The organism is Halioglobus sp. D3-4 (assembly GCF_055809315.1).
Genome location: NZ_CM147907.1, coordinates 4,031,894 through 4,055,076 on the forward strand (window position 1 = coordinate 4,031,894; position 23,183 = coordinate 4,055,076).

General features: G+C 60.0%; 22 protein-coding genes and 1 tRNA gene. 10 read left to right on the plus strand and 13 right to left on the minus strand.

Annotation, left to right across the window (positions count from 1 at the left end):
- From AC0L6S_RS17745 to AC0L6S_RS17765, 5 genes are read right to left on the minus strand one after another with little or no spacing between them, the layout of a single operon-like run.
- Positions 1 to 981, minus strand: coding sequence for a serine/threonine protein kinase (locus AC0L6S_RS17745; RefSeq protein ID WP_473425445.1), 981 nt, complete (start codon positions 979 to 981; stop codon positions 1 to 3).
- Positions 978 to 2,069, minus strand: coding sequence for a molybdenum ABC transporter ATP-binding protein (gene modC / locus AC0L6S_RS17750; RefSeq protein WP_473425446.1), 1,092 nt, complete (start codon positions 2,067 to 2,069; stop codon positions 978 to 980). The genes AC0L6S_RS17745 and modC overlap by 4 nt, the downstream gene beginning before the upstream one ends.
- Positions 2,066 to 2,746 (minus strand): molybdate ABC transporter permease subunit, encoded by a 681-nt coding sequence (gene modB, locus AC0L6S_RS17755; protein ID WP_473428637.1) that lies wholly within the window; start codon positions 2,744 to 2,746, stop codon positions 2,066 to 2,068. Before modB ends, modC begins: the two co-directional genes overlap by 4 nt.
- A complete protein-coding gene (gene modA, locus AC0L6S_RS17760) occupies positions 2,743 to 3,441 on the minus strand; it encodes a molybdate ABC transporter substrate-binding protein (RefSeq protein ID WP_473425447.1) in 699 nt (232 codons plus the stop codon). The genes modB and modA overlap by 4 nt, the downstream gene beginning before the upstream one ends.
- A 24-nt stretch (positions 3,442 to 3,465) precedes the next feature.
- A complete protein-coding gene (locus AC0L6S_RS17765) occupies positions 3,466 to 4,092 on the minus strand; it encodes a double zinc ribbon domain-containing protein (RefSeq protein ID WP_473425448.1) in 627 nt (208 codons plus the stop codon).
- Positions 4,093 to 4,186: 94 nt separating this feature from the next.
- Between AC0L6S_RS17765 and bioB the strand changes: the two genes are divergently transcribed.
- From bioB to AC0L6S_RS17800, 7 genes are all read left to right on the plus strand, one after another.
- Entirely contained in the window at positions 4,187 to 5,233 is a 1,047-nt protein-coding gene (gene bioB, locus AC0L6S_RS17770) for a biotin synthase BioB (protein WP_473425449.1), read from the plus strand.
- 9 nt (positions 5,234 to 5,242) lie between these two features.
- Positions 5,243 to 6,409, plus strand: coding sequence for an 8-amino-7-oxononanoate synthase (gene bioF, locus AC0L6S_RS17775; protein ID WP_473425450.1), 1,167 nt, complete (start codon positions 5,243 to 5,245; stop codon positions 6,407 to 6,409).
- Positions 6,410 to 8,005 carry a malonyl-ACP O-methyltransferase BioC gene (gene bioC / locus AC0L6S_RS17780; protein WP_473425451.1) on the plus strand — a complete coding sequence of 532 codons (1,596 nt, stop codon included), beginning with the start codon at positions 6,410 to 6,412 and terminating at the stop codon, positions 8,003 to 8,005.
- Positions 8,002 to 8,691, plus strand: coding sequence for a dethiobiotin synthase (bioD, locus tag AC0L6S_RS17785; RefSeq protein WP_473425452.1), 690 nt, complete (start codon positions 8,002 to 8,004; stop codon positions 8,689 to 8,691). Before bioC ends, bioD begins: the two co-directional genes overlap by 4 nt.
- Before the next feature lie 193 nt (positions 8,692 to 8,884).
- A complete protein-coding gene (locus AC0L6S_RS17790) occupies positions 8,885 to 10,678 on the plus strand; it encodes an acyl-CoA dehydrogenase C-terminal domain-containing protein (RefSeq protein WP_473425453.1) in 1,794 nt (597 codons plus the stop codon).
- 113 nt (positions 10,679 to 10,791) lie between these two features.
- Complete coding sequence (locus AC0L6S_RS17795) at positions 10,792 to 11,007, plus strand: DUF3094 family protein (protein WP_473425454.1); 216 nt, start codon at positions 10,792 to 10,794, stop codon at positions 11,005 to 11,007.
- 55 nt (positions 11,008 to 11,062) lie between these two features.
- A tRNA-Pro gene (locus AC0L6S_RS17800) sits at positions 11,063 to 11,139 on the plus strand.
- A 16-nt stretch (positions 11,140 to 11,155) separates the two neighbouring features.
- On the opposite strand, the gene AC0L6S_RS17805 is transcribed toward AC0L6S_RS17800, so the two are convergent.
- The gene (locus tag AC0L6S_RS17805) at positions 11,156 to 12,271 is read right to left on the minus strand and encodes an acyltransferase family protein (RefSeq protein ID WP_473425455.1); all 1,116 of its coding nucleotides are present in this window, start codon (positions 12,269 to 12,271) and stop codon (positions 11,156 to 11,158) included.
- 181 nt (positions 12,272 to 12,452) lie between these two features.
- Positions 12,453 to 13,472: an EF-P beta-lysylation protein EpmB gene (gene epmB / locus AC0L6S_RS17810; protein ID WP_473425456.1), complete on the minus strand. Its 1,020-nt coding sequence runs from the start codon at positions 13,470 to 13,472 to the stop codon at positions 12,453 to 12,455.
- A 191-nt stretch (positions 13,473 to 13,663) separates the two neighbouring features.
- Between epmB and AC0L6S_RS17815 the strand changes: the two genes are divergently transcribed.
- Complete coding sequence (locus AC0L6S_RS17815) at positions 13,664 to 15,013, plus strand: glutamine synthetase family protein (protein ID WP_473425457.1); 1,350 nt, start codon at positions 13,664 to 13,666, stop codon at positions 15,011 to 15,013.
- Positions 15,014 to 15,119: 106 nt separating this feature from the next.
- Entirely contained in the window at positions 15,120 to 16,202 is a 1,083-nt protein-coding gene (mtnA, locus tag AC0L6S_RS17820) for an S-methyl-5-thioribose-1-phosphate isomerase (RefSeq protein WP_473425458.1), read from the plus strand.
- A gap of 38 nt (positions 16,203 to 16,240) precedes the next feature.
- On the opposite strand, the gene AC0L6S_RS17825 is transcribed toward mtnA, so the two are convergent.
- Positions 16,241 to 16,462, minus strand: a complete 222-nt coding sequence (locus AC0L6S_RS17825) for a PA3496 family putative envelope integrity protein (protein WP_473425459.1) — start codon at positions 16,460 to 16,462, stop codon at positions 16,241 to 16,243.
- Positions 16,463 to 16,935: 473 nt separating this feature from the next.
- On the opposite strand from AC0L6S_RS17825, the gene gcvT reads away from it, so the two are divergent.
- Positions 16,936 to 18,045 carry a glycine cleavage system aminomethyltransferase GcvT gene (gene gcvT / locus AC0L6S_RS17830; protein WP_473425460.1) on the plus strand — a complete coding sequence of 370 codons (1,110 nt, stop codon included), beginning with the start codon at positions 16,936 to 16,938 and terminating at the stop codon, positions 18,043 to 18,045.
- On the opposite strand, the gene AC0L6S_RS17835 is transcribed toward gcvT, so the two are convergent.
- From AC0L6S_RS17835 to AC0L6S_RS17855, 5 genes are read right to left on the minus strand one after another with little or no spacing between them, the layout of a single operon-like run.
- Positions 18,017 to 19,105, minus strand: coding sequence for a BatD family protein (locus AC0L6S_RS17835; protein WP_473425461.1), 1,089 nt, complete (start codon positions 19,103 to 19,105; stop codon positions 18,017 to 18,019). The two genes, gcvT and AC0L6S_RS17835, sit on opposite strands and share 29 nt — an antisense overlap.
- Positions 19,102 to 20,757: a vWA domain-containing protein gene (locus tag AC0L6S_RS17840; RefSeq protein ID WP_473425462.1), complete on the minus strand. Its 1,656-nt coding sequence runs from the start codon at positions 20,755 to 20,757 to the stop codon at positions 19,102 to 19,104. Before AC0L6S_RS17840 ends, AC0L6S_RS17835 begins: the two co-directional genes overlap by 4 nt.
- Positions 20,750 to 21,748 (minus strand): vWA domain-containing protein, encoded by a 999-nt coding sequence (locus AC0L6S_RS17845; protein WP_473425463.1) that lies wholly within the window; start codon positions 21,746 to 21,748, stop codon positions 20,750 to 20,752. The genes AC0L6S_RS17840 and AC0L6S_RS17845 overlap by 8 nt, the downstream gene beginning before the upstream one ends.
- On the minus strand, positions 21,741 to 22,247 hold the full coding sequence (locus tag AC0L6S_RS17850; RefSeq protein ID WP_473425464.1) for a DUF4381 domain-containing protein: 507 nt from the start codon (positions 22,245 to 22,247) through the stop codon (positions 21,741 to 21,743). The genes AC0L6S_RS17845 and AC0L6S_RS17850 overlap by 8 nt, the downstream gene beginning before the upstream one ends.
- Positions 22,244 to 23,182, minus strand: coding sequence for a DUF58 domain-containing protein (locus tag AC0L6S_RS17855; protein WP_473425465.1), 939 nt, complete (start codon positions 23,180 to 23,182; stop codon positions 22,244 to 22,246). Before AC0L6S_RS17855 ends, AC0L6S_RS17850 begins: the two co-directional genes overlap by 4 nt.
- Position 23,183: the final 1 nt, after the last annotated feature.

Genomic DNA, 23,183 nt, shown 5'->3' on the forward strand with positions numbered 1-23,183 from the left:
CTACAGGAGCTGCAGCGGCTCCTCTTGCAGGGCCGACATCTGCTCGCGTAGCTCCAGAATATGATCTGCCCAGTAGCGCTCGGTGTTGAACCAGGTAAAGCTGCGCGGGAACGCCGGGTCTTCCCAGCGTCTTGCCAGCCAGGCGGCGTAGTGGATCAGGCGCATCGTGCGCAGTGCTTCTATCCAGCGGATCTGGCGCGGGTCGAAATCGCTAAACTCCGTATAGCCCTCTACCAGCTCTGACAGTTGCAACTGCCTCTCGTGGCGCTCGCCGTTGAGGAACATCCACAGATCCTGTATCGCCGGAGCTGTGCAGCAGTCATCAAAATCCACGAAGTGTGCCGTCTCGTCGCGCCACAGGATATTGCCCACGTGGCAATCGCCGTGGATGCGGATCTCGTCTTGCGGCGTCACTTCGCTGTACAGTGAGGTCACCATCTTCTCCAGGTCGGCTGTCAGCGATTCGTACGCCGGCAGCAGCGCGGCGGGAATAAAGCCGTCCAGTAACAGTTCGCGGCTGTCGCTCAGCATGCGCTGGACCGTGATCGAGTGTCGTTCCTTAAATGTGTCGGCCCGGCCTATTGCGTGGATGCGTCCCAGAGTCCGGCCGAGCACCAGCATATTGTCGAGGTTGTCCAGTTCTGGCGGATAGCCGCCGCGCCGAGGAAACAGCGCAAACTGGAAGCCCTCGTAGGTGTGCAGTGTGTCGCCCTCGGCATTGACCAACGGGGCGACCACTGAAATCTCGGCGTCCTGCAATTCGAGGCTGAAGCGGTGTTCCTCCTGAATTTGCGCTTCGCTCCAGCGTTCGGGCCGGTAGAACTTTGCTATTAAGGGGGTGTCGTCCTCGATGCCGACCTGGTACACCCGGTTCTCGTAACTGTTCAGCGCCAGCAGACGAGCATCGCAGTGATACCCCGCGGACTCTACAGCATCGATGATTACATCGGGGTCGAGCCTGTCGTAGGGGTGGTTGCTCATGCTGTGTCTGATGCCTCCATTAGCAGCGCTGCACTTTTGATCTGTGCATAGATTGGATCACCAACCCGCAGCTTGAGTTCCACTGCAGATTTGCGCGTGATGCGCGCCAGTAGAAACTGCGAACCCAGCGACAGGCGCAGCAGCACGCGCGCACTGTCTGTATCCTCGATCTCGCTGACGGTCACCGGCAGAATATTGAGAATGCTGCTGTCCTGCGGGCGCGCTCGGCATACGCTGACATCGCGCGCGGGAATGCGCACGCGCCTTGTCTGCCCGGGGTTGTGCGGCAGGTGGTTGACCCACAGGGGCTGGCCGTCCACTGACAGTTGCGTCAGATGAAAGTCGGTGTCGTGTTGGACAACGCTGGCAGTAAGGATGGCCGCGGCCTGTTCCTCGTGCGATAACCGGGTATCGAGCCTGCCGCATAACTCCAGTAGTGAGCCTTGTTCCACCAGGCGACCCCGATCCAGCAATAGCAGGTGATCGGCCAGTTGGCTCACCTCTTCGATATCGTGGCTGACATACAGCATCGGCAGCTGCAGTTCATCCGACAGCCGTTGCAGGCAGCGTACGCACTGTTGCCGTGCTGCGTGGTCGAGATTGGCCAGAGGCTCATCCAGCAGCAGTAGCTGCGGCGATGATAGCAGCGCACGCGCGATCGCCACGCGCTGTTTCTGGCCGGCCGAAAGCGTATCGACAGCGCGCGCCAGCAGGTCATCCAGTTCCAGCCAGCCGACAAGCTGTTCGAGTTCGATCGTGCCGGGTGTCGCGCGGCGGGCGATGGCGTAGTCCAGGTTCTGTTGCACATCGAGATGTGGAAACAGACGTGCGTCCTGAAAGACGTAACCTATGCGCCTGTGCCATGGCGGCACGGCGACGCCCGGCGCCTGCCAGGTGTCGTCCCCCAATGCGACAACACTGTCGGGCTGCGGTGCGCGCAGCCCGGCGATGCAATCCAGCAGTGTGCTTTTGCCACTGCCGCTGGGGCCGTAGATTGCAGTGATGCCGCTGCTGGGCATCGCGCAATCGAGCTGTAGTGCGAAACCGTTGTCGCCCTCGCATATCAGTGAGATCCTGAGTTCGCTCATGCGCGTATCCGCCAGCTGTTCTGCTTGTCGTAGCGGTACAGTAGAAACAGTAGGGCGAAGGAAAATATCACCAACCCCGCAGCGAGGCGGTGAGCCTCACCAAATTGCAGCGACTCTACAGAGTCGTAGAGGGCGATGGACAGCACCCGGGTTTCGCCGGGGATGTTGCCGCCTATCATCAACACCACGCCAAATTCCCCCACGGTGTGGGCGAAGCCGAGACTGGCAGCAGTGATAAAGCTGCGCCGAGTCAGCGGCAGCACCACGGAGCGAAACTGGTCCATCGGCGATGCGCCCAGTGTTGCCGCCGCCTGCAGCAATCCCTGTGGAATGCGTTGGAAAGCCGCCTGCAAGGGCTGCACGACAAACGGCAGCGAGTACACCACCGAGCCAATCACCAGCGCGCTGAAACTGAACGCCAGCTGTGTGCCAGTGAGTTGCTGCCAGAGGCGGCCCAGCGCGGTGTCCGGTGTGAACATCAGTAGCAGGTAAAAACCCAGTACCGTGGGCGGCAGTATCAGCGGCATTGCCACAATGGCCTCCACCGTGGCGGAGATATTGCTGCGGCGGCGCGACAGCCACCACGCCAGCGGAGTGCCCAGGATCAGCAGCAGTACCGTGGTGAGGGAGGCCAGCGCGACAGTGAGGTAGATCGCTTCCAGTTCAGCATGGGTCAGGGACAAGGTTCGTAGCCGGCGTCTTTGATCAGGTCGCGCACGGTATCACTTCTGAGCCACTGCAGATACTCGTCTACGGCCGGGCTGTGTTTCAACACCACCGCGTACTGCGCTACGGGCTCATACCAGTCCAGTGGTACTGGTGTCGCATCGGCCGCTCTCAGGGCTTCGGGCAGCAACGCCATATCGACGGCACCGCTCTGCCAGAACTGCAGGGCCTGCGCGACGCTGTTGCCCTTCACCAGTTTGCGGCTTTGGCCAGCGCTGAATTCCGGCCTGGCCAGCACCTCCATGGCGGCGCGGCCGTAGGGTGCAGTCGCGGGGTTGGCAATGGCGAGGCTGAGGTCCGGCTGTGCCAGCGCCGAAAGTCCGTCCTTGCTGCCGGCGAGTACCAGTTTGCCGCGCGCATAGCAGAATGCATCAGTGCTGGCGAGGTTCTTCTCAGCGACGATTGTCTCGGGGCTTTCCTCGTCGGCGGCGAAAAACATATCGTACTGCGCACCGTGCAGGATCTGGGTGGCCAGCGCGCCGGTGGAGGCGGGGCTGAAGGTGACAAAAATATTGGTGTTGGCGAGGAAGGGCTCGGTGACTTTTTCCAGCGTCGGTTTGAAATTGGCAGCGACGGCGATACTGATCGATTCGCCCGCCCACAGTGGGTTGGCCAGCAGCAGGAACAACAGGGTGACAATACGCATAAAGCTATCCTTATGAAACGTTTTTTAAGTGCCCGGCGCCGGGGTCCGGGCGAGACACCACACCTCGATATGCACAGCACCGGCGGCTGCAAGTGCGCTCGCCAGTGCGGACGCGGTCGCCCCTGTGGTCAATACGTCGTCCACAATGGCGATACGCAGATTGTCACAGGGTTTGGAGACTGTAAAGGCGCCCCTGAGGTTGCCGGCGCGTTGTCGTGCGTTCATGCCTGACTGCGCAGCGGTTGCTCGCCGGCGTGAGACCAGACGGTGGGCAATGTTGCATATCCCGAGTTCGGGGCAGGTAGCTTGCAACTGCCGACACAGCGTGGCCAGCAGCGGTGTCATGTACTGTTCGCGGTGGAACTTCCAGCGATGGATCAGGTGGGCGAAATACTCCTCATACAACCAGGGTGCCACCACACGCTGGAACACGGGGGGTGCCCGCAGGCACTGCCCGCAGAGGCGCTCAGTGCCTGGCTCGCTGGCAGGGAACAGAGGGAGGGCGCAGCGCGCACAGCAACAGCGGTTAACCGGCATCTCCAGTTCGCAGTCGCGGCACAGCGGCAACTCGCGATGACTGCGCAGGCCGCACAGGGCGCAGTGGTGGGGGAACAGGGCGTCCAGTAACTGCCGACCAATCTTGTTAACCATACGGCGTCTGCCAGGTTGACAGCATGGTTGGCGGCGGTATCATGCGAGTCTTCAAATCAGTATTTACCTCCCTGGGCTCGATATGCAATCTTCCGTGGCAGCAACACCATCAACTTCGTCAGTAGCAACAGCCGCCGATGAGATCCGCCATGACTGGTCGCGGCAGGAAGTGGAGGCGCTGTTTGCGCTGCCCTTTAACGACCTGTTGTTCGAAGCCCACTCGGTGCATCGCAAACATTTTGACCCAAATCAGGTGCAGGTCAGCACATTGCTTTCCATCAAAACCGGCGCCTGTCCGGAAGATTGCGCGTATTGCCCGCAGAGCACCCGGTACGACACAGGACTGGAAGCGGAAGCTTTGATGGAGGTCGAAAAGGTGCTGGAGCAGGCGCGTGCGGCAGTGGCATCCGGTGCTACCCGTTTTTGCATGGGAGCCGCCTGGCGTTCACCCAAGCAGCGCGATATGCCGAAGGTGGTGGCAATGGTTAAGGGCGTGCGGGAGCTGGGTCTGGAAAGCTGTATGACGCTGGGCATGTTGACCCAGCAGCAGGCGCAGGAGTTGTCCGAGGCCGGGCTGGATTACTACAACCACAACCTCGACACCTCGCCCGAGTTTTACGGTGACGTCATTACCACCCGCACCTATCAGGACAGGCTGGAGACGCTGGATCATGTGCGCGACGCCGGAATGAAAGTGTGCAGCGGCGGCATCGTGGGCATGGGCGAGCAGCAAACGGATCGCGCCGGCCTGCTGCAGCAGTTGGCGAACTTGCCGCACCACCCGGAAAGTGTCCCCATCAATATGTTGGTGCGCGTGCAGGGCACTCCACTGGAAGAAGAGGCCGATCTCGATCCCTTCGAGTTTATTCGCACCATTGCGGTTGCCCGCATCATGATGCCGGCCTCGCATGTGCGCTTGTCTGCGGGTCGCGAGGAGATGAACGAGCAGATGCATGCGCTGGCGTATTTTGCCGGCGCCAACTCGATCTTCTACGGCGAAAAGCTGCTCACCACGCCCAACCCGCAGGCCAACTCCGATATGGCGCTGTTTGAGCGTTTGGGCATCGAGCCGGAACGGCGACACGTCGACAAAGCGCCCGCCACTCCCAGCCCGCATTTTTACGACGCTGCCGCCCAATAGGCCTCTGCCATGACAGGCTTTGCCGAGCGCTTCGGTGCGATGCTGGAGCAGCGCCGCAGCGAGGGCCTGTATCGCCAGCGAGTGACGCTGCAATCGGCGCAGGGCCCGGTGGTACGCATCGACGGGCGCGACTTCCTCAACTTCTGCAGCAACGACTACCTGGGCCTGGCCGCACACCCGCGCGTGGTCGAGCGATTCCGCCGGGCCGCCGCTGACTACGGTGTCGGCAGCGGTGCATCGCATCTGGTCTGCGGCCACAGTGCGCCGCATCACGAACTGGAGGAAGCGCTGGCTGAGTTTACTGGCCGCGAGCGCGCACTCCTGTACTCCAGCGGCTATGCCGCCAATACCGGCATACTCACCAGTGTGTTGCAGCGCGGGGATTATGTGTTCGAAGACCGGCTCAACCACGCCTCGCTGCTGGATGGCGGATTGCACAGCGGCGCGCGCTTCCAGCGCTTTCCCCACAATGATGTCGGTGCACTGCGAGCGAAACTGGCCGCTGCGGATGGCCCGCGGCTGGTGGTCGTGGATGGCGTCTTCAGCATGGATGGCGATACCGCACCGCTGGCGGAGCTGGCGAGCCTGTGCAGCGAAGAGGATGCCTGGCTGATGGTGGATGACGCCCACGGCTTTGGTGTGCTCGGCGCACGGGGCATGGGCAGCACGGAAGCGGCGCGGCTGGATTCCACCGCCGTACCGATTCTGATGGCGACACTGGGTAAGGCGCTGGGCACCGCAGGCGCCTTTGTTGCCGGTAGCGAAGCGCTGATCGAGGGGCTGATCCAGCAGTCGCGTAGCTATATCTATACCACGGCCCTGCCGCCGGCCGTGGCGGCGGCCAGTCTGGAGTCACTGGCGCTGCTGCGCGATGAATCCTGGCGCAGAGACTATCTGGCAGCGCTGATTCGCCGGTTCCGCATGGGCGCTGAGCAACTGTGCTTGCCGCTGATGCCGTCTTCCAGCGCGATACAGCCATTGCTGGTGGGTGATGCGTCAACAGCGGTCGCACTCAGCACGCGCCTGCGGGACAACGGTTTTCTGGTCGGCGCCATCCGGCCGCCGACCGTTCCCGCGGGGACATCCAGACTGCGTATCACCCTGAGTGCGGCCCACAGCGAATCGCAGGTGGATCAACTGCTGGATCAATTGGCGGTCTGCGCGGTGGAGGGCTGAGTGCCGCTGTACTACGAGTATTTGCCCGCAACCGGTGCGCCGCAGCAGGAACTGGTGCTGCTGCATGGCTGGGGTTGTAACCGCGAGGTGTGGCGGCCGCTGCTGGCGCTGCTGCGGCCCTGGGCCAATGTCACTGTGCTGGATATCCCGGGCGTAGCGCCGGGTTGCATTGCCAGCTTGGGGCCAGACTCTGCGGATGTACTGGCTGATGTCCTGGCCGATATTCTGGCCAGCTGTCCCGCGCAGGCGGTGTATGTGGGCTGGTCGTTGGGGGGGCTGCTGGCGGCGGAACTGGCGCACTGGCATCCGGAGCGGGTAACCGCGTTGGTCACGCTATGCAGCAATCCCAGTTTCGTCGCGGTCGGGGACTGGCCAGGCATGGATGCGGCGGTATTCACCGGGTTCGCCGACGCCGTGCAAGAGAACCCTGATGTGGCGCTGAAACGCTTTGATAGCTTGCAGGTGTCTGGCGCGCGGCAGCCACGCGTGCTGTTGCGTCAGTTGCAAGCGCTGGGACGCGGGCCCGCCACCGGCGAGTTGCTCACCGGGTTGGCGTGGCTGGAAACGCTGGATCTACGCAACACACTGCCGGCGCTGCAGCAACCCCAACTACATTTGCTGGCTGCCGAGGATGCGTTGGTGCCGCCGGGCGTGGCGCCGTGTATTGCCGCGCTGTCGGCTGAAGTGCCTTTGCCGGTGATTGTTCTCCCGGGCGCCTCTCACCTCGCACCGCTTGATGTCCCGGCGATGCTGGCGCAGGAGATACACGGGTTTCTCGACACCGCAGGGGCCCTGCTGCAGGGTGAGGACAGGGCGCCGGATTGGGAGAAATCGGCGGTCGCGGCGTCCTTCAGCCGGGCAGCCAGCAGCTATGATTCCGTGGCCCAGCTGCAGCGTAGCGTTGGTGAGCAATTACTTACTTATTTGGATGGGGCGCCAGCGGTGGACACCATTCTCGACCTCGGCTGTGGCACCGGGTATTTCTGCGCCCCGCTTAAAGCGCGCTATCCCGAGGCGCGCTACCTGGGGCTGGATCTTGCCTCCGGTATGGTGGAGTACGCCCGCCAGCGCTGCGCAGAGGGCCACGAATGGCTGGTTGCCGATGCGGAGTCCCTGCCGCTGGCCAGCGAATCCGTCGACCTGATCTTCAGCAGTCTCACCGTGCAGTGGTGTGCGCGCCCGCAGCATCTGCTGGCGGAGCTGTCCCGGGTCCTGAAACCGGGAGGTAAGTGTGTATTCACTTCGCTTGGGCCCGAGACGCTCTGCGAGCTGCGTGCAGCCTGGGCCGCCGTCGATGGGCATCAGCATGTGAATACGTTTTTGCCGGGAGCGAGCCTGCTGGCGGCGGCAGAACACTTGCCCGGCACCGAGCTGACGCTGGATGAGCAAGTATTTCGTATGGAGTACACCCGTGTGCGTGAACTGCTGGACGAGCTGAAAACGCTCGGAGCACACAATATGAATCGCAGTCGTCCGACGGGGCTTACCCCAAGGCGCGCCCTGCAGGGTATGTTGCAGGCGTACGAGTCGAGGCGTTCCGAAGGGGTGCTGCCCGCCACGTATGAAGTCATTTTCGGAGTATTGAAAAAGCTATGAGTAAAGCCTGGTTTGTGGCCGGAACAGATACCGGTGTTGGCAAAACAGCGGTGAGCTGTGGCCTGTTGGCCGCCGCTGCGGAGGCGGGGTTGCGCACCGCTGCAGTCAAGCCCGTGGCGGCAGGTTGCGATGACAATGGCCAGAATGAGGATGCCCTGTACCTGCAGGCGGCGATGACTGAGGCCCTGGACTACAGCCAGATCAACCCGGTGGCACTGAAGGCGGCAATAGCGCCGCATATCGCTGCCGGACTTGAGGGCAAGCGTATGCAGGCCAGCCGCCTGGCGGGCCTGTGTCGCGGCGTGATGCTCGGCGAGGCAGATTTCGTGCTGATAGAGGGTGCCGGCGGCTGGCGCGTGCCAATCAATCCGCGCGAGACACTGGCGGATCTGGCGGTGGAGTTGCAGCTGGGGGTGATTCTGGTGGTCGGCATGCGCCTGGGGTGCATCAATCACGCGCTGCTCACCGCAGAGGCGATCCGCCGCGACGGCCTGCCGCTGGCGGGCTGGGTGGCCAACCAGTGCGGGCCGCGGATGGATAACCACAGTGAGAATCTGGAAACGCTGCGACAGTTGTTGCCGGCGCCGTTATTGGGCGATGTCCCCTTTCTTCCCGATTGGCAGGCCGCAGATCTGTGCCCACATCTGGACATTGGCAGCCTGATAACCGGCCCCGGCGCGCGTTGACTGGCCGAACGTTATAACCCGAATCAGTGGTATCAGGTCTCAACCTGCGTAAAAAGATATTTGACATCCGGGTCAAATACCGGACAATGTGAGCGCTGAACACATGGCTCGGATCGATAACACTGATCGGTTTCTCCCCGGGCTTCGTATACCCAGATCTATCTGTACACAGAACCTTGCATAGGAGTTGACCATGCCAGACTACAAAGCGCCGGTGCGTGATATTCAATTTGTTATTAACGAAGTGCTGGAATCGGAGAAGCTCTACCAGACCCTGCCCGGCCTTGAAGAAGCCACTGAAGACCTGATGAATGCCATCGTTGAAGAAGGTGCGCGTTTCGCAGAGAGCGTGATCGCTCCGTTGAATCGCAGCGGCGACGAAGAGGGCTGCACATGGAGCGAGGAAGGAGTGGCAACACCGGCTGGCTTCAAAGAGGCTTACCGTCAATACGTGGACAACGGCTGGCCCGCTCTGAGTGCCGATGCGGTTTACGGCGGCCAGGGCATGCCCAGCCTGCTCGGCATTGTTGTGAATGAAATCGCCGGCACCGCGAACTGGTCATGGGTGATGTACCCCGGCCTCAGCCATGGCGCGGTCAACACTGTGGAAGCTCACGGCGACGAAGAGCAGAAGCAGAAATACCTCACCAAACTGATTTCCGGCGAATGGACAGGCACCATGTGCCTTACCGAGTCGCAGTGTGGTTCCGACCTCGGCCTGCTGCGCACCAAAGCCGAGCCCCAGGCTGACGGCTCCTACGCCATTACCGGCACTAAGATTTTCATCAGCGCCGGTGAGCACGATATGACAGACAATATCGTGCACATCGTACTGGCGCGACTGCCGGATGCCCCCGAAGGCACCAAGGGAATCTCGCTGTTCATCGTGCCCAAGTTCAATGTCAACGACGACGGCACGGTCGGCGAGCGCAACGCGGTGCACTGCGCCTCTATCGAAGAGAAGATGGGCATTCACGGCAACGCCACTTGTGTACTCAACTTTGATGGCGCTCGCGGCTTCCTGATCGGGCCGCCCAACCGTGGCCTGAATGCAATGTTCACATTCATGAATACCGCCCGTATCGGTACCGCCACACAGGGTCTGGCCCACGCGGAATTGTCCTTCCAGGGCGCACTGACATACGCCAAGGAGCGCCTTGCAATGCGCTCTCTCACCGGCCCGAAAAACCCCGATGGTCCGGCTGACCCGATCATTGTGCACCCCGATGTCCGCCGCATGCTGCTGACCCAGAAAGCCTTTGCAGAAGGGAGCCGCGCGTTCCTGTACTTCCTCGCACAACAGGGCGATATTGTTGCCCACGGCAGCGAAGAACAGGCCAAAGCGGCCGACGACTTGATGGCACTGCTGACGCCGATCGGCAAAGCCTTTGTCACCGAAGCCGGCTTTGAAGCTGCTAACCTGGGCCTGCAAGTCTACGGCGGCCACGGCTTTATCCGCGAGTGGGGCATGGAGCAGATCGTGCGCGACGCGCGTATCGCGATGCTTTACGAGGGCACCACCGGCATACAGGCGCTCGACCTGGTAGGCCGTAAAGTGCTCGGCAGCGGCGGCAAACTGCTGATGGGCTTCACTTCGATAGTCGATGAGTTCTGCAAGGCCAACGACGCCGCAGACTACGAGGAATTCATCAAGCCCCTGCAAGCCCACAACCAGGAGTGGCTGGAGCTGTCCATGAAACTGGGCGAAGCGGCCATGGAAAATCCGGATAACGCCGGCGCCGGCGCCGTCGATTACCTGATGTACAGCGGCTACGTCACACTGGCGTACTTCTGGGCGAGAATGGCCATTCTGGCGCAGCAGAAAATCGCCGAAGCCGATGGCGATGTGTCTTTCTACGAGGCAAAACTGATGACAGCACGTTTCTATTTCGAACGCCTGCTGCCACGCACCGAGTCTCTGAAAACCACCATGCTCTCCGGCGCTGACAACCTGATGACGATGCCTGAGGAATTGTTCCAGCTGTAAGCGCAGTCAGGACTACCCGGAAACGCCCCGGATGGGGTGACTTTCGGGTGCCGTAGGGGGAGAATGGCGGCTGTCGTTCTCCCTTTTTTATTTTTGCTGATTCAGTAATTGATATGACCGAAATACAAGCTGACAAAACGGATCGAAGCTACAACAACAGCCTCCATCCCGAGGACCAGAAAAAGGTTGATGAGTTCGTAAGCCGCGGCATCAACGCGGTAGAGCGCAAGCCATTCAGGCCCGGCCGCCTGCTGATTGTGCTGATCGTCGTGGTGACCTCACTCAGCATCCTCAGCCAGTTCATCGCGCGCTGGGCAGGCATCTACTAGCCGCAAGGCATTGGTTCCACGGTAGGCTTTTGGTATAGTTGCGCGCGGCAAACATCGGTGTGTGGCGCAGCCTGGTAGCGCACTTCCTTCGGGAGGAAGGGGTCGGAGGTTCAAATCCTCTCACACCGACCAAATTCCAAATCCCAGTTCACGGCGAATCCGCAGCCTTCCCCTTCAGAAGCGCACCAATCCCCATCAGTGATTTCGGTGAGCTGGTATGCCCCAGCAATACTTTCTTATAGGTCAACACCCGTTTCTCCAGCCCATGCCATGACAGCCAGGCCAGGGTGATAACGATCACACTGGATACAATGGTGTTGAAATACGGTGTCTGCCCCGGAAATGACTGCGCGACAATCTGCTGCACTGGCCAGGCATAAATATAGATGCCGTAGGATGCGTCACCGAAGACGGCATCCGTACTGAGCGGTTTGGTGGCATAGGCGAGATAAAAAATCAGATAGATCAACGCGGCAGGGAATACGTAGTCGAACCATTCCTGTCCAAAGGAGAAATAGGCCATCACTGCGGCAAAAATGGCGATTCGGTAATCGAGGTAGACCTTGTCGCGATTGAGGTAAAAAAAGACGCCAATAATGAAATACAGCGCGGGTCTCGACCATTTCAGATTTGTGCCTAACAACGGGATGCTCTCATACGACAACACCCCCGCCGCGAACACCAGCAGCACAAGAATATTGGCCCAGATTCTATTCGCCCTGAATCCGAGAAATGTCAGTGCGGCGAGGAGCAGGTAGCAGCGCACTTCGACGGTGAGCGTCCACAGTGACCCGTTGATCGCATCGCGAGGATTGGATTCGAAAACACCTGGTAGGGACCACTGCATTTTTAGAAAAGCCACTGCGTTACCCAGATAATCCCATGTTTTGGGGGCGTCGAAATAGTCTCGTAATGGGAGGCTGGTCAGGATCGGGCCGAGCAAAAATACTGATACGAATACGCAGACAATCAACGCGGGGAAAATGCGCAGTACCCGAGAGATGGTGTAGTCAATCACACCTCTTTTGATCAGGCTCGCTGCGACCAGAAAGCCACTGATCGCAAAAAAACCGTTTACCGCAATTTCTCCAACCCAAATCGAACCCTGAAATATTTCGTTTAAGGGGTCGCGAATTCCAGGAACCTTCTGCACCGCATAACTGTGTCCATAGAGAACCAGCCACGCCAAAACGATGCGGATAGTCGTGAAATTATTATCTCGACTACCATCGAATGCTATCAACGGGGTGAAGGCTTTACTCAAGCTGACTTACCAGTAGTGAAGGAATTACCGAGTGGGTTTCACAAAATACTATCACTATCCCTTATAGCAGCGATGTATATGCCTGCAATTTTTGGTCGTATTGCTGTCTGCCTCACACTAAAGGGCCGTGAAATGCCTTGTATCCAGCCGATCTTCCACACAGTGCTGCGTTAATGTGGAGTCAGCTTTGGGATTGCACGCCGGTTTTTGAAGCTGCCCCGGCAATCTCCCTGACGAGCTTGGGCACCATGTATCCGGGCAGCCTCTTGGTCATTTCAGCCACCAGCTCTGTCGCACGCCGCTCCGGCACATCAAAATGCGCAGCCCCCTGCACTTTATCCAGCAGGTGCAAATAGTAGGGCAGCGTACCCACTGCGAATAATCGCTGGCAGAGATCGAGTTGTGTTTGAAGGTTGTCATTGATATCAGCCAGCAGCACGGATTGATTCAGCAGGGTGATGTCGCGCTGGCGCACTGCGGTGAGGCTGGCCGCGACGGCATCGTCTATTTCTGCGGCGTGGTTGCAGTGGATGACCATTACCGTCTGCAGGTGGGGGTGGGTGATGGCGTCCAGCAGTGCATCTGTGACGCGCTCGGGTATCACTACAGGTAGCCGGGTGTGAATGCGCAGGCGTTTTACATGCGGTATCGCGCCAATCTGCATCACCAGCTGTTGCAGCTGCTCATCAGTCACCACCAGTGGGTCGCCGCCACTGAGGATGACTTCCTCGATGCTGTCGTCGTCGCTGATACGTTGCAGCGCCTCGCGCCACTGCGCTCGACTGTTCTGGTTCTCGTTGTAGGGAAAGTGCCGGCGGAAACAGTAGCGGCAGTTCACCGCGCAACCGCCGCTGACAATCAGCAAGACGCGGCCGTGGTATTTGTGAATGATGCCGCGATGGGGGATGGTCGCGCCGCTCTCGCCGACGGGGTCACGCACGAAGCCGGGCGCGTCCATCATCTCCTGCGGGCTGGACAGCACCTGCAGCAACAGGGGGTCGCGCGGGTCGCCGTAGCGCATTCGCTGCACAAAGCTGCACGGCACCTTCAGGGCGAAGTCCTCGCAGGCACCATTGGCCGGCCCCACATCGCTGGCGTTCAGGCCTACAGCGGCCAGCAGGGCATCGCGTGAGGTGATGACATCGCGCAGTTGCTGCTGCCAGTCTGCGGTGCTGTGGAGAAGTCGGGGTGTTACGGGCACGTGGAACCTCGGGTTGAGCGCGCGTTTGCGGGGTGTATTGTAGCAACGAATGCCCCGGTGGTCTGATTCCTGTGAGTGGACTGGCACACGGAACTGGCGCATAGTCCTTGAACAGCGCTTTGTTCTGCTGAGATACTCGGTGGTTGAAGTCGACAGCGTACAATTAATGCGGGCATTTCCAGTGAGGAAACGTGGATTCAGATACGCAAGTAATTAAGGACTGGCTGAAGCAGCATAAGGTTTCCGAGGTGGAGTGTCTGGTGCCGGATATCACCGGCAATGCACGCGGCAAGTTTGTGCCGGGCGCGCAGTTTCTGTCACGCGGGCAACCCAGATTGCCCGAGGGCATCCTGATCCAGTCGGTGACCGGCCAGTACTGCGACGAGCACTGGGATCTGGTAGAACCCACCGACGCGGACATGATCCTGCAGCCGGACGTCAATGCGATGCGCCTGGTGCCATGGGCGCGCGAGCCCACCGCACAGATTATTCACGATTGCTACACACAGGCTGGGGAATTGCACCCGCTGTCCACGCGCAATGTGCTGCGCAGGGTGCTGGATCTGTATAAGGAGGAGGGTCTGCAGCCGGTGGTTGCTCCGGAGGTCGAGTTCTTTCTGGTAGCCAGGAATGCCGATCCGGACAATGAGCTCTGTGCACCCAATGGCCGTTCAGGGCGGGCTGAGTCCTCCCGCCGTTCCTACAGTATTGATGCGGTGGCCGAGTTTGAGGATTTCGTCGAAGACATCTACGAATACGCTGAGGCGCAAAATCTGCAGGTCGGTTCACTGATACACGAGGACGGCGCCGCCCAGATGGAAATGAACTTCGAGCACGGCGATGCGATGAGCCTGGCGGACCAGGTCTTTGTGTTCAAACGCACAGTGCGCGAGACGGCCCACAAGTACGGTATGTACGCGACGTTTATGGCAAAACCCATGCAGAAGGAGTGCGGCAGCGCGCTGCATATTCACCAGAGCGTATTGCGCGCCGATACCGGCGAGAATATTTTCAGCGATAGCAAGGGTGGCTATACCGACACCTTTATGAATTATATCGCTGGTCTGCAGCACTATACGCCGCAACTCATCAGCCTGTACGCGCCCAATGTTAATTCCTATCGCCGCCTGGCCCCGGAAGTTGCTGCGCCAATCAACCTGGCTTGGGGCTTTGATAATCGCACCACGGGTTTTCGTGTACCCCAGAGTACGCCGGACGCCGTGCGGGTGGAAAATCGCTTTCCCGGTGCGGATGTGAACCCGTATCTGGCGTTTGCGGCCACGCTTGCCAGTGGTTACCTGGGGATGCAGCGCAAACTGCAGCCAACAGAGCCGCACCAAGGCACGGCTAATACTGCTACCGTGGAGGTTGTTCGCACACTGGAGGAAGGCCTGCGCCACCTGCGGGAATCACCCGAGGTAAGTGACATTTTCGGGGATCTGTTTCTGCGTGCCTACAGCGCAATCAAGCGTCAGGAGTTCGAGGAATTCAACCGGGTTATCAGTTCCTGGGAGCGAGAACACCTGTTGTTACAAGTCTGAGTACAATACGCCCATTTATCGATATCCGTCGACACGTTAGTGAGGCGGTTATCTATAGTAATGTGGATCACGACACGGCCGGACGGCGGCCTGAGGATGAAAACAGATGTTTAGTACCGATGAATTATGCAGCCTGCGTTGGGACCCGGTCAGCGAGAGGGTCGAGATTATCGACCAGACGCTGCTGCCCCATACGCTGCGCTGGTGCCATCTCGACTCGATGGCCGCATTCTGCCACGCGATCAGCACCATGCAGGTACGCGGTGCGCCACTGATCGGTGTTACCGCAGCGTTCGGCCTGGCCTATGCACTGTCGCAGGATGCCTCCGATGAGCACCTTGCAGAAGCTGCCGCGACCCTGCTGGCAACGCGTCCCACGGCAGTTAACCTGCGTTGGGCACTGGAGGAGGTCACCAGTGCTGTCAGCACGCTACCAGTGGCGGATCGTGCCCATGCTGCGCTGGAGAAGGCACACGAGGTACGGGCGGAGGACATCGCCAACTGCGAGCGCATCGGTAACAACGGGCTGCGTCTATTGCAGGAGCTGGAAGTGGGCGATAGCCTCAATATTATGACGCACTGCAACGCGGGCTGGCTCGCCGCCATTCAGTGGGGTACCGCGCTGGCGCCCGTCTACAAGGCGCATGCCAGCGGCTTGCCGGTGCATGTCTGGGTGTCGGAAACAAGGCCGCGCAACCAGGGTATGAACCTCACCGCGTGGGAACTGCAGCGGGCGGGTGTGCCCTGTACAGTTGTCGCCGACAACAGCTGCGGCCAGTTGATGCGTCAGGGTCGGGTCGATTGTGTCATTGTCGGCAGCGATCGCACCGCCGCCAATGGTGACGTGTGCAATAAGATAGGTACGTATCTGAAGGCATTGGCCGCGCAGGCCAACGATGTCCCGTTCTATGTGGCGCTGCCAGAATCAACCATCGACTGGGAATGTCCCGCAGGCGAACAAATCCCCATCGAAGAGCGCGATGCGGCAGAGGTACTGACAATCGCCGGGTTGGATGCCGGCGGTGAACTGCTGGAGGTGAATCTGGCGGCCGCGCACAGTCAGGCACTCAATCCTGCTTTTGATGTAACGCCCTCAGAACTGGTTGGGGCGCTGGTTACCGAGCATGGAAACTTCGAGGCCAGTGTGAAAGGTCTACAGCAATTGCGAGCGGTGGCGAAAGGCGCCTGAGACATTACTCCGGGTGGGGCAGAAGCCCCACTGCGTGTTCAATAATCGTCCAGCAGTAAATCGTAATCGCCCAATTCATCGCGCAAGCGCTTCTGCTCCAGACGTTGTTCCGCCAGCCGTCGCTTTTCTACCAGCCTCTGCTTTTCTGACGACATTGGCGCGAAGTCCTGGAGCACGTCATCAGAGATGTCTCCCAGTCCCGGTTCAAAGTCATCATCCAGCGGCTCAGGTGTTGCACTTTCCTGGTTGCGTTCTCCCATAAATCACCTCCCGATGATTCAGCAACAGACAACAGTGCGCCGCAGTATTTTTACTGGGCACTTGAAGCGAGTAAATCAAAAATACCGGGGGGGAACAATGAAATTGTATTGTCAGTTTTACGCATATTTTATAGGGAATAAGTCCGGCGACCCGCTGCCATCCGTGGCTCTCCCTGCGCGCCGAGCTACTTCCGTGTAGAGTCCGTCCCTGGTTTGGCGCAACTGATCGCGGGCCGCCGAAACATTTATAGAGCAATATCGGTGCCAGCTTCGCGGTATACTGTCTGCGGGGTTTGGGCACATGAAAGGCGCACAGTGATGTGTCCGTGCCTGTCCGTGATTGTTCGCGATGCCCTCGGACAGGTGCCTTGCGAAAACCTCACACTATCCATCAGGGGGCTTGTCAGGCCAGAGGGTGCTCGCTAGAGTGGCGCGCCTCATCGAGACAACCCCTTTTAAAATGAGGAAGAACTATGACGCTGTTGTACACGCCGCTGGATGCTCTACACAGAGAACTTGGAGCCAAGATGGTCCCGTTTGCCGGCTACGATATGCCGGTGCAGTACTCTGCGGGCATCATCAAGGAGCACCTGCACACGCGACAGGCGGCCGGACTATTCGATGTCTCCCATATGGGGCAGGTCCTTATCGACGGGTCGGGTGCCGTCGCCATGTTGGAGAGCCTGGTGCCGGTGGACGTCGCGGCGCTGGCGATCAATCAGCAGACATATGCGTTGTTCACAACAGACAGTGGCGGCGTGCTGGATGATCTCATTATCACGCGCTGGGGCGAGGAGCGGTTCTTCCTGGTCGTCAATGCCGGGTGTAAAGTAGACGATATAGCCCACCTGCGGGCACACCTGTCCGGGCAGGAACTTACAGTGCTGGAAGATCAGGCGCTGCTGGCCCTGCAGGGGCCGGCGGCGCGCGATGTCATGCGCGGTCTTTGCCCCGAGGCGGCCCTGCTGACGTTTATGCACGGCTGTGCGGCGGTCATCGACGGGGTAGAGGTATACATCACCTGTTCGGGATATACCGGTGAGGATGGCTTCGAGATATCGGTGCCTGCCACCGCCGCCGAACAACTGGCGCGGCGCTTACTGGCAATCGAATCCGTGGAGCCTATCGGTCTGGGTGCGCGTGACTCCCTGCGTCTCGAAGCCGGCCTGTGTCTCTACGGACATGAACTCGGCACGGAGATTGACCCTGTGCAGGCTGGCCTGCTTTGGTCTATCAGCAAAACGCGACGGCCCGATGGCGAGCGAGCAGGCGGCTTCCCGGGTGCGGAGGTCATCTTTGAACGCATTGAGAACAAGCCGGCACTGCGCCGTGTGGGTCTTACCGTCGACGGTAAACGCCCGGTGCGCGAGCATCAGGTGGTGATGGATGAGTCGGGGCGACAGGTGGGAGAAATCTGCTCTGCCTGTTACGGTGCCAGTATTGGCGGCCCTATCGCGATGGCCTATGTGGAGCGTGCGCTGGGCGAGCCGGGTACCAAACTGGTGGTGGCGGTGCGCGACAAACAGGTACCGGTAACGGTCACCAAAATGCCCTTCACTCCTCAGAACTACTTCCGGGGTTGAGTCTGGTCGCCAGCGCGGGTTTGAACAACGCGCGCAGGCGATGCAGTTGCTCTGCCATCACCTGGCGCCAGTGCTGAAGGGGCAGCCTGCGCAGTAAACGCGTTGCCAGCAGCCCTGCGCCCAGTAACAGCGCGAGCCCGATACCCAGCAGCAACCACTGCCGCGCGCTGATAGCGAGCGGGGTTGCTGTCGGCTCATCGGCCACTGCGGCGCCGCTTATCTCGATCCGCGTTTCGGGCAGGGACACCAGTTCCAGTGTGCCGCTTTGCGTATTCCACCAGTAGTAGTCGCGCGCGGGCAGCAAGTAGCTGCCCGGCTGTTCCACCACATAACTGGTGTGCTCAGTGCGACTGGCGAGATTCTGTCCGCGGTTGCTGCTGTTGTCCAGCGTCGGCGGGGAAGGGTATGCGGCGAGGCCGGGTTGCTGAGCGGCTTCGTAGCCCGGGAGCATCATGGCCAGTACATCCGAGGCCTCAAACCTGACCTTGTGCTCGAAAGCGTCGCCCACCGCGAGCCCTTTCAGCGAGTGATCAAAGCTCTGGCTGACGCTGAACTCAGGCGCGGCCACCCACTGCTTCGCCTCCGCCAGGCTCTGTGGAATTGTTACGGAGAATTGCTGGGGTGGGCTTGTGACCTCACCTGCGACATTGCCGTCTTCTCCGGCATTGATCTGAACGCTCAGCGTGACACCGTCTATGGTGAAATCACCGGCGCGCTGTGGAAAGACGTCCAGCGTCCAGCGCTGTATCACCCAGCTTTTTCCGTGTCGGGTTTCGCTGGCATTGCTGGCAAATTGCTCGGTCTGCAAAATCACCAGACCCGGTACTTCCGGAATATTGATCCGTGTGCCGCCGGTAAACCATGTGTCTGTCATGGTCTCCAGTATCAGTTCGACACGTTGGCCGGGGACGATGCCGCTGTCGGGGTTCAGCGAACTGTTGATCTGCAGGTGGCCTGCTGCCTGCAATTCCTGCAGTGTTGCGGCCCGGGCCGCGCTGCCAGCAAGTAAGCCGGCCCACAGTAGCAGGTTGAGCGCCGGGCGGTGTCTGACAGTGCTCATTGGTCACTCTGTGGCAGGGATTGCGTCGTGGCTTCCCTGCGTTGTAGTTGCATGGCGAATTTGATCGCAAGAAAGTTGGAGGGGTCCTGTTGTACGCCACGCAGCCACATTTCGCTGGTGGCGGGATCCTGCAAAATATCCTCGGCGGACAGCTGTGTGATCTGTGCTTCCTGCCATACCGTTTCGTCCGCGCCCTGGGCGGGTATCGCGTCATCGCTACCCAGTTCATTGTCCTGAGATCCGGCGTTACCTTCCTGCTGCTGGCTTTCACTGAGCCGGTTGATTTCCTCGATGATGTCTTGCACTTGCGCGCGGTTGGCGGCGGCTCCCGGGTAGTTTGGGTGACGGCTCAGCAGGCGGTCATAGCGATTGACCGCGCGCACATAATCCCGTGCCTGAGCGCGGGCATTGGCTTCATTGAACAGCGCGTCATCGCTATCGCTGCGGGAAAAATACTCCGCTGCCAGCATAAACTCCTCGCCGTAATAGTAGGCCATCCCCTTCCACATCGGGTCTGTAAATCGCGCGGCTGCGGTGTCGTAGTGCCCCAGCTGCATCAGCAGGCGACCCTGCTGATCGCCGGTCAACCACAGGTCGGTAAACCAGCGGCCAATGCCTGCCGGCGCACTGCTCGGTACTGACTCATCCTGTGCTATTGCTGGCAGTGGTGTGGTGCTCAATACGATCGGGAGCAGGATGCTGGCCCAGGTCAGCGTCCAGCCTTTACGGAACCACATCAGGAACAGAATCATCGCGGGGAAAATCAGCGGGTAGCCGCTGTCGAGCCAGGGCAGTGCGCTGTCTTCAACCACTACATAATGGCTGTCGACTCGACGATTGATCTTGCGCACATCGCTATCATCCACTGTCAATGACACATAATCACCGCTGACTGCACTTGCCAGTCCCTCCAGCGCCGCTTTCTCCAGCGGGGCTACACCCGGTGCCTGTGACTCGGTGCCCACACCCTCTATTACCAGTTGATGCGGGTGGGTCGCAAAGTAGTCTTCGAATGCCTGTTCGCTGTTGGCGCCGAGACCATCGGCAAACATCACCACGGTGGCCGGAGCCAGGCTCTCGCGCAGTATGTCGTCCAGCAGCGGCAGTGCGTACTCCGGGAATTTGCCGGAGCGCGGCATGGTGGCGGGCGTTATCGCCGCCAGATACTGATTGAGAATCTCCTGGTCTGCGGTGAGAGACAGTACGGTATGGGCCGTTCCGGAATAGGCCACTAACGCGGCCTGCTTGTCCGGGCGTAGCGCCAGCAGATCGGAGATTTTCTGTTTGGCTCGCTGCAGGCGACTGGGTTGCACATCGGTCTGCTGCATCGAAGTCGATGCATCCAGCAGTATCACCAGTGCCGCTTCGTCCTGGCTTAGCGGCGAGGGCTGTTGTCGCCAGCTGGGGCCCATCAGTACCAGCAATGCCAGCAACATGAACACGATGGAAAAATTGCGCGGGTTGAACCAGCGCCTGTCAAATCGTTGCAGCCGCAGGTGTTGCAGCAAGTGCGGTGCGATGATCCCGCCAAACATATCCCGGTCGGTGCGCTGCCGATTCTGTACCAGCACCATAGCCAGCCACGGGATTAGCAGCAGCCCCCATTCGGGACGCAGAAAATGGAAGTACTGCAGTGCCGGGAAATCAGGCATGACGGGCACCTGTACTGCGCAGCGCTCGCCAGGTGCGCCAGGTCCCGACGCCGTGGTAGAGCGTATAGAGAATCAGCGCTATGCCGAGGGGCAGCCAGTGCAGGCTCTGACGCGGGCGAAAACTGATGGTTTCATAGAGCTGTGGTTCCAGCTCCGCGATAGTGTGGTAGGCGCGTTGCAGCTGGGCTTGATCCAGTGCCTGAAACGATTGCCCCCCGGTGACTTCGGACACGCGCTCGATGGTATCCATATCCAGTGCTTCCTCCCCGGCCGAGGCGGGGTCACCAATAGCAATCGTATAGATCCGTATACCGTAGGATGCCGCCACTTTGGCTGCATCGATCGGCGGCACCGTGCTGCCGGTGTCATTGCCGTCGGTCAATATGATGAGTACACGATTGTCTGAATCGCTCTCCTTGAACAGTTTTATCGCCAGCCCTATGGCATCGCCGAACACCGTGCTTTGCCCCGCCATGCCGATTTCGGTCTCCGACAGCAATTGCTCCCACACCACGTGGTCATCGGTAAAGGGGGTTTGTAGATAGGCGGCGCTGCCAAATACGATAAGACCGAGGCGGTCAGAGGCCCGTTGATCTGCCAGCTCAGAGAGCACCTGCTTCACGGCCTGCAGCCGGTCCACCGAGTCGCCGTTGGGAAGGGTGAAATCCCGTGTCTCCATGGAGCCGGATAAATCCACTGCAACCATTAGGTCGCGGCCGGATTTCTGTTGCTCTATGGGTGCGCCCACCCATTGAGGCTTGGCCGCTGCCAGCACCAGGCAAAGCCACATAAAACCGACCAGAAAGCGCTGGATACGATCGCGCCGCAAAATCATCGCGCCGCTGCCGGGACGCTGCTCGCTCAACTCCACCAGTTTGTCGAAGAAGGGTACCCGGACGGAGTCGCGACTCTCCCGGTAGGCCGGCAGCAGCCACATCGCGAGCGGCAGCGGAAGCAGCAACAGCGCCCAGGGGTGAGCCATCTCATACATCGGCCGGTCCCTCATGGTTTTTGACCCAGCTCAGGCTGGCGGCGATCAACTCTTCCCGTGTTGCCTCAGCCACGGCACCGCCCTCGTAAACGCCGCGCGCTAGCAGCGTGCACTGGTCCGGTGAGAATGGCGCCGACGCACAACGCTGGTTGAGAAATGCGACCCACTCCTGACCGGACAGTCTAGCGACCTGCGCGCGGGAGAAGGCGGCCAGTGCGGTGAGCTTCAATAGTTTATTCAGTTCTACCAGCCAGTTGTCCTGTGCGGTATCACGCGCAAGTTGTGCCAGCCTGGCAGCTGCTTCGCGTCGATAGCGGTTCTGATGCCAGTGCCGCAACTTTTTCCAACCATAGCGCAGCAGCAGCACTGCCAGCAGCGCGCCCAGCCAGTACCATCCCGCAGTTTGTGGCAGCCAGCTGATGGCCTCGGGAGATACCACTTCCACAAAGTCTTTCAGCGCGTAGTTGCCGAATACCTCCGGTAGCGGTGGCGCACTCATGCCAGCACCCTCTGGCCGCCCAGCTTTTCCCGTAGCTGCTCGCTCACCGGCGTGACGGTATCGATCGGGATAACCGGTATATCGTGGCGCTTGAGCTCGCCCTGTACGTGGGCCACCGAGCTTTCAAAGCTGGCTTCGAACTTTTTCCCCAGGCCCTGGCGTTCGGGGTCGATTTCGAGCTGAAACTTACCGTCGCTCACCACCAGCTTTTCCGCCATCGAGATATCGCGTTCCAGCGGATCGTAGATCATGGAGCAGACGATGTCGTTATGCTGGCCGATGCGCTGAATAGTCTTGAGCGTGGTGTCATTCCAGCCGTAAAAGTCCGATATCAGCACCACCAGATAGTCATGGCCGATATAGCGTTCCAGCGTCAGCAGGGCCTGCGCCAGCGCATCCGGGTTGCTGCCGCGATCGCCGGTGACGGACAGCTCATTGTTCATCGTCGTCAGGTCACCCAGCCAACCCATGACTCGGCGCTCGCTGCGCGTGGGCCGCGCCTCCAGCGTCCTGCTGTCGTTGAATAAAATGGCGCCTATACGGTCCCCGACCGACATGACGCGCCATGCTGTGATTGCGGCGACCTCCGCCGCAATCACGGATTTCATCTTTGCCTGGCTGCCGAAGAACATCGGCAGGCGCTGATCCACCAGAATGACTACTGGCCGGTCGCGCTCCTCCGTGTAGACCCGAACATGTGGTTTTCCGGTACGGTTGGTCACCCGCCAATCCATGTTGCGAATATCATCGCCGGGGCGGTAGTGGCGCAGTTCGTCGAAATCCAGTCCGCGACCGCGCAGGCGCGAGCGTTTGCGGCCGCTCAGCAAAGAGCGCACCGGTTGTCGCGGCAGATAATTGAAACCACGTGCGGTGTAGCGCAGGCGCACCAGGGCGTGCAGATTGGTGTAGATGTCCTCGCCGGTGGGAGTGTGCACG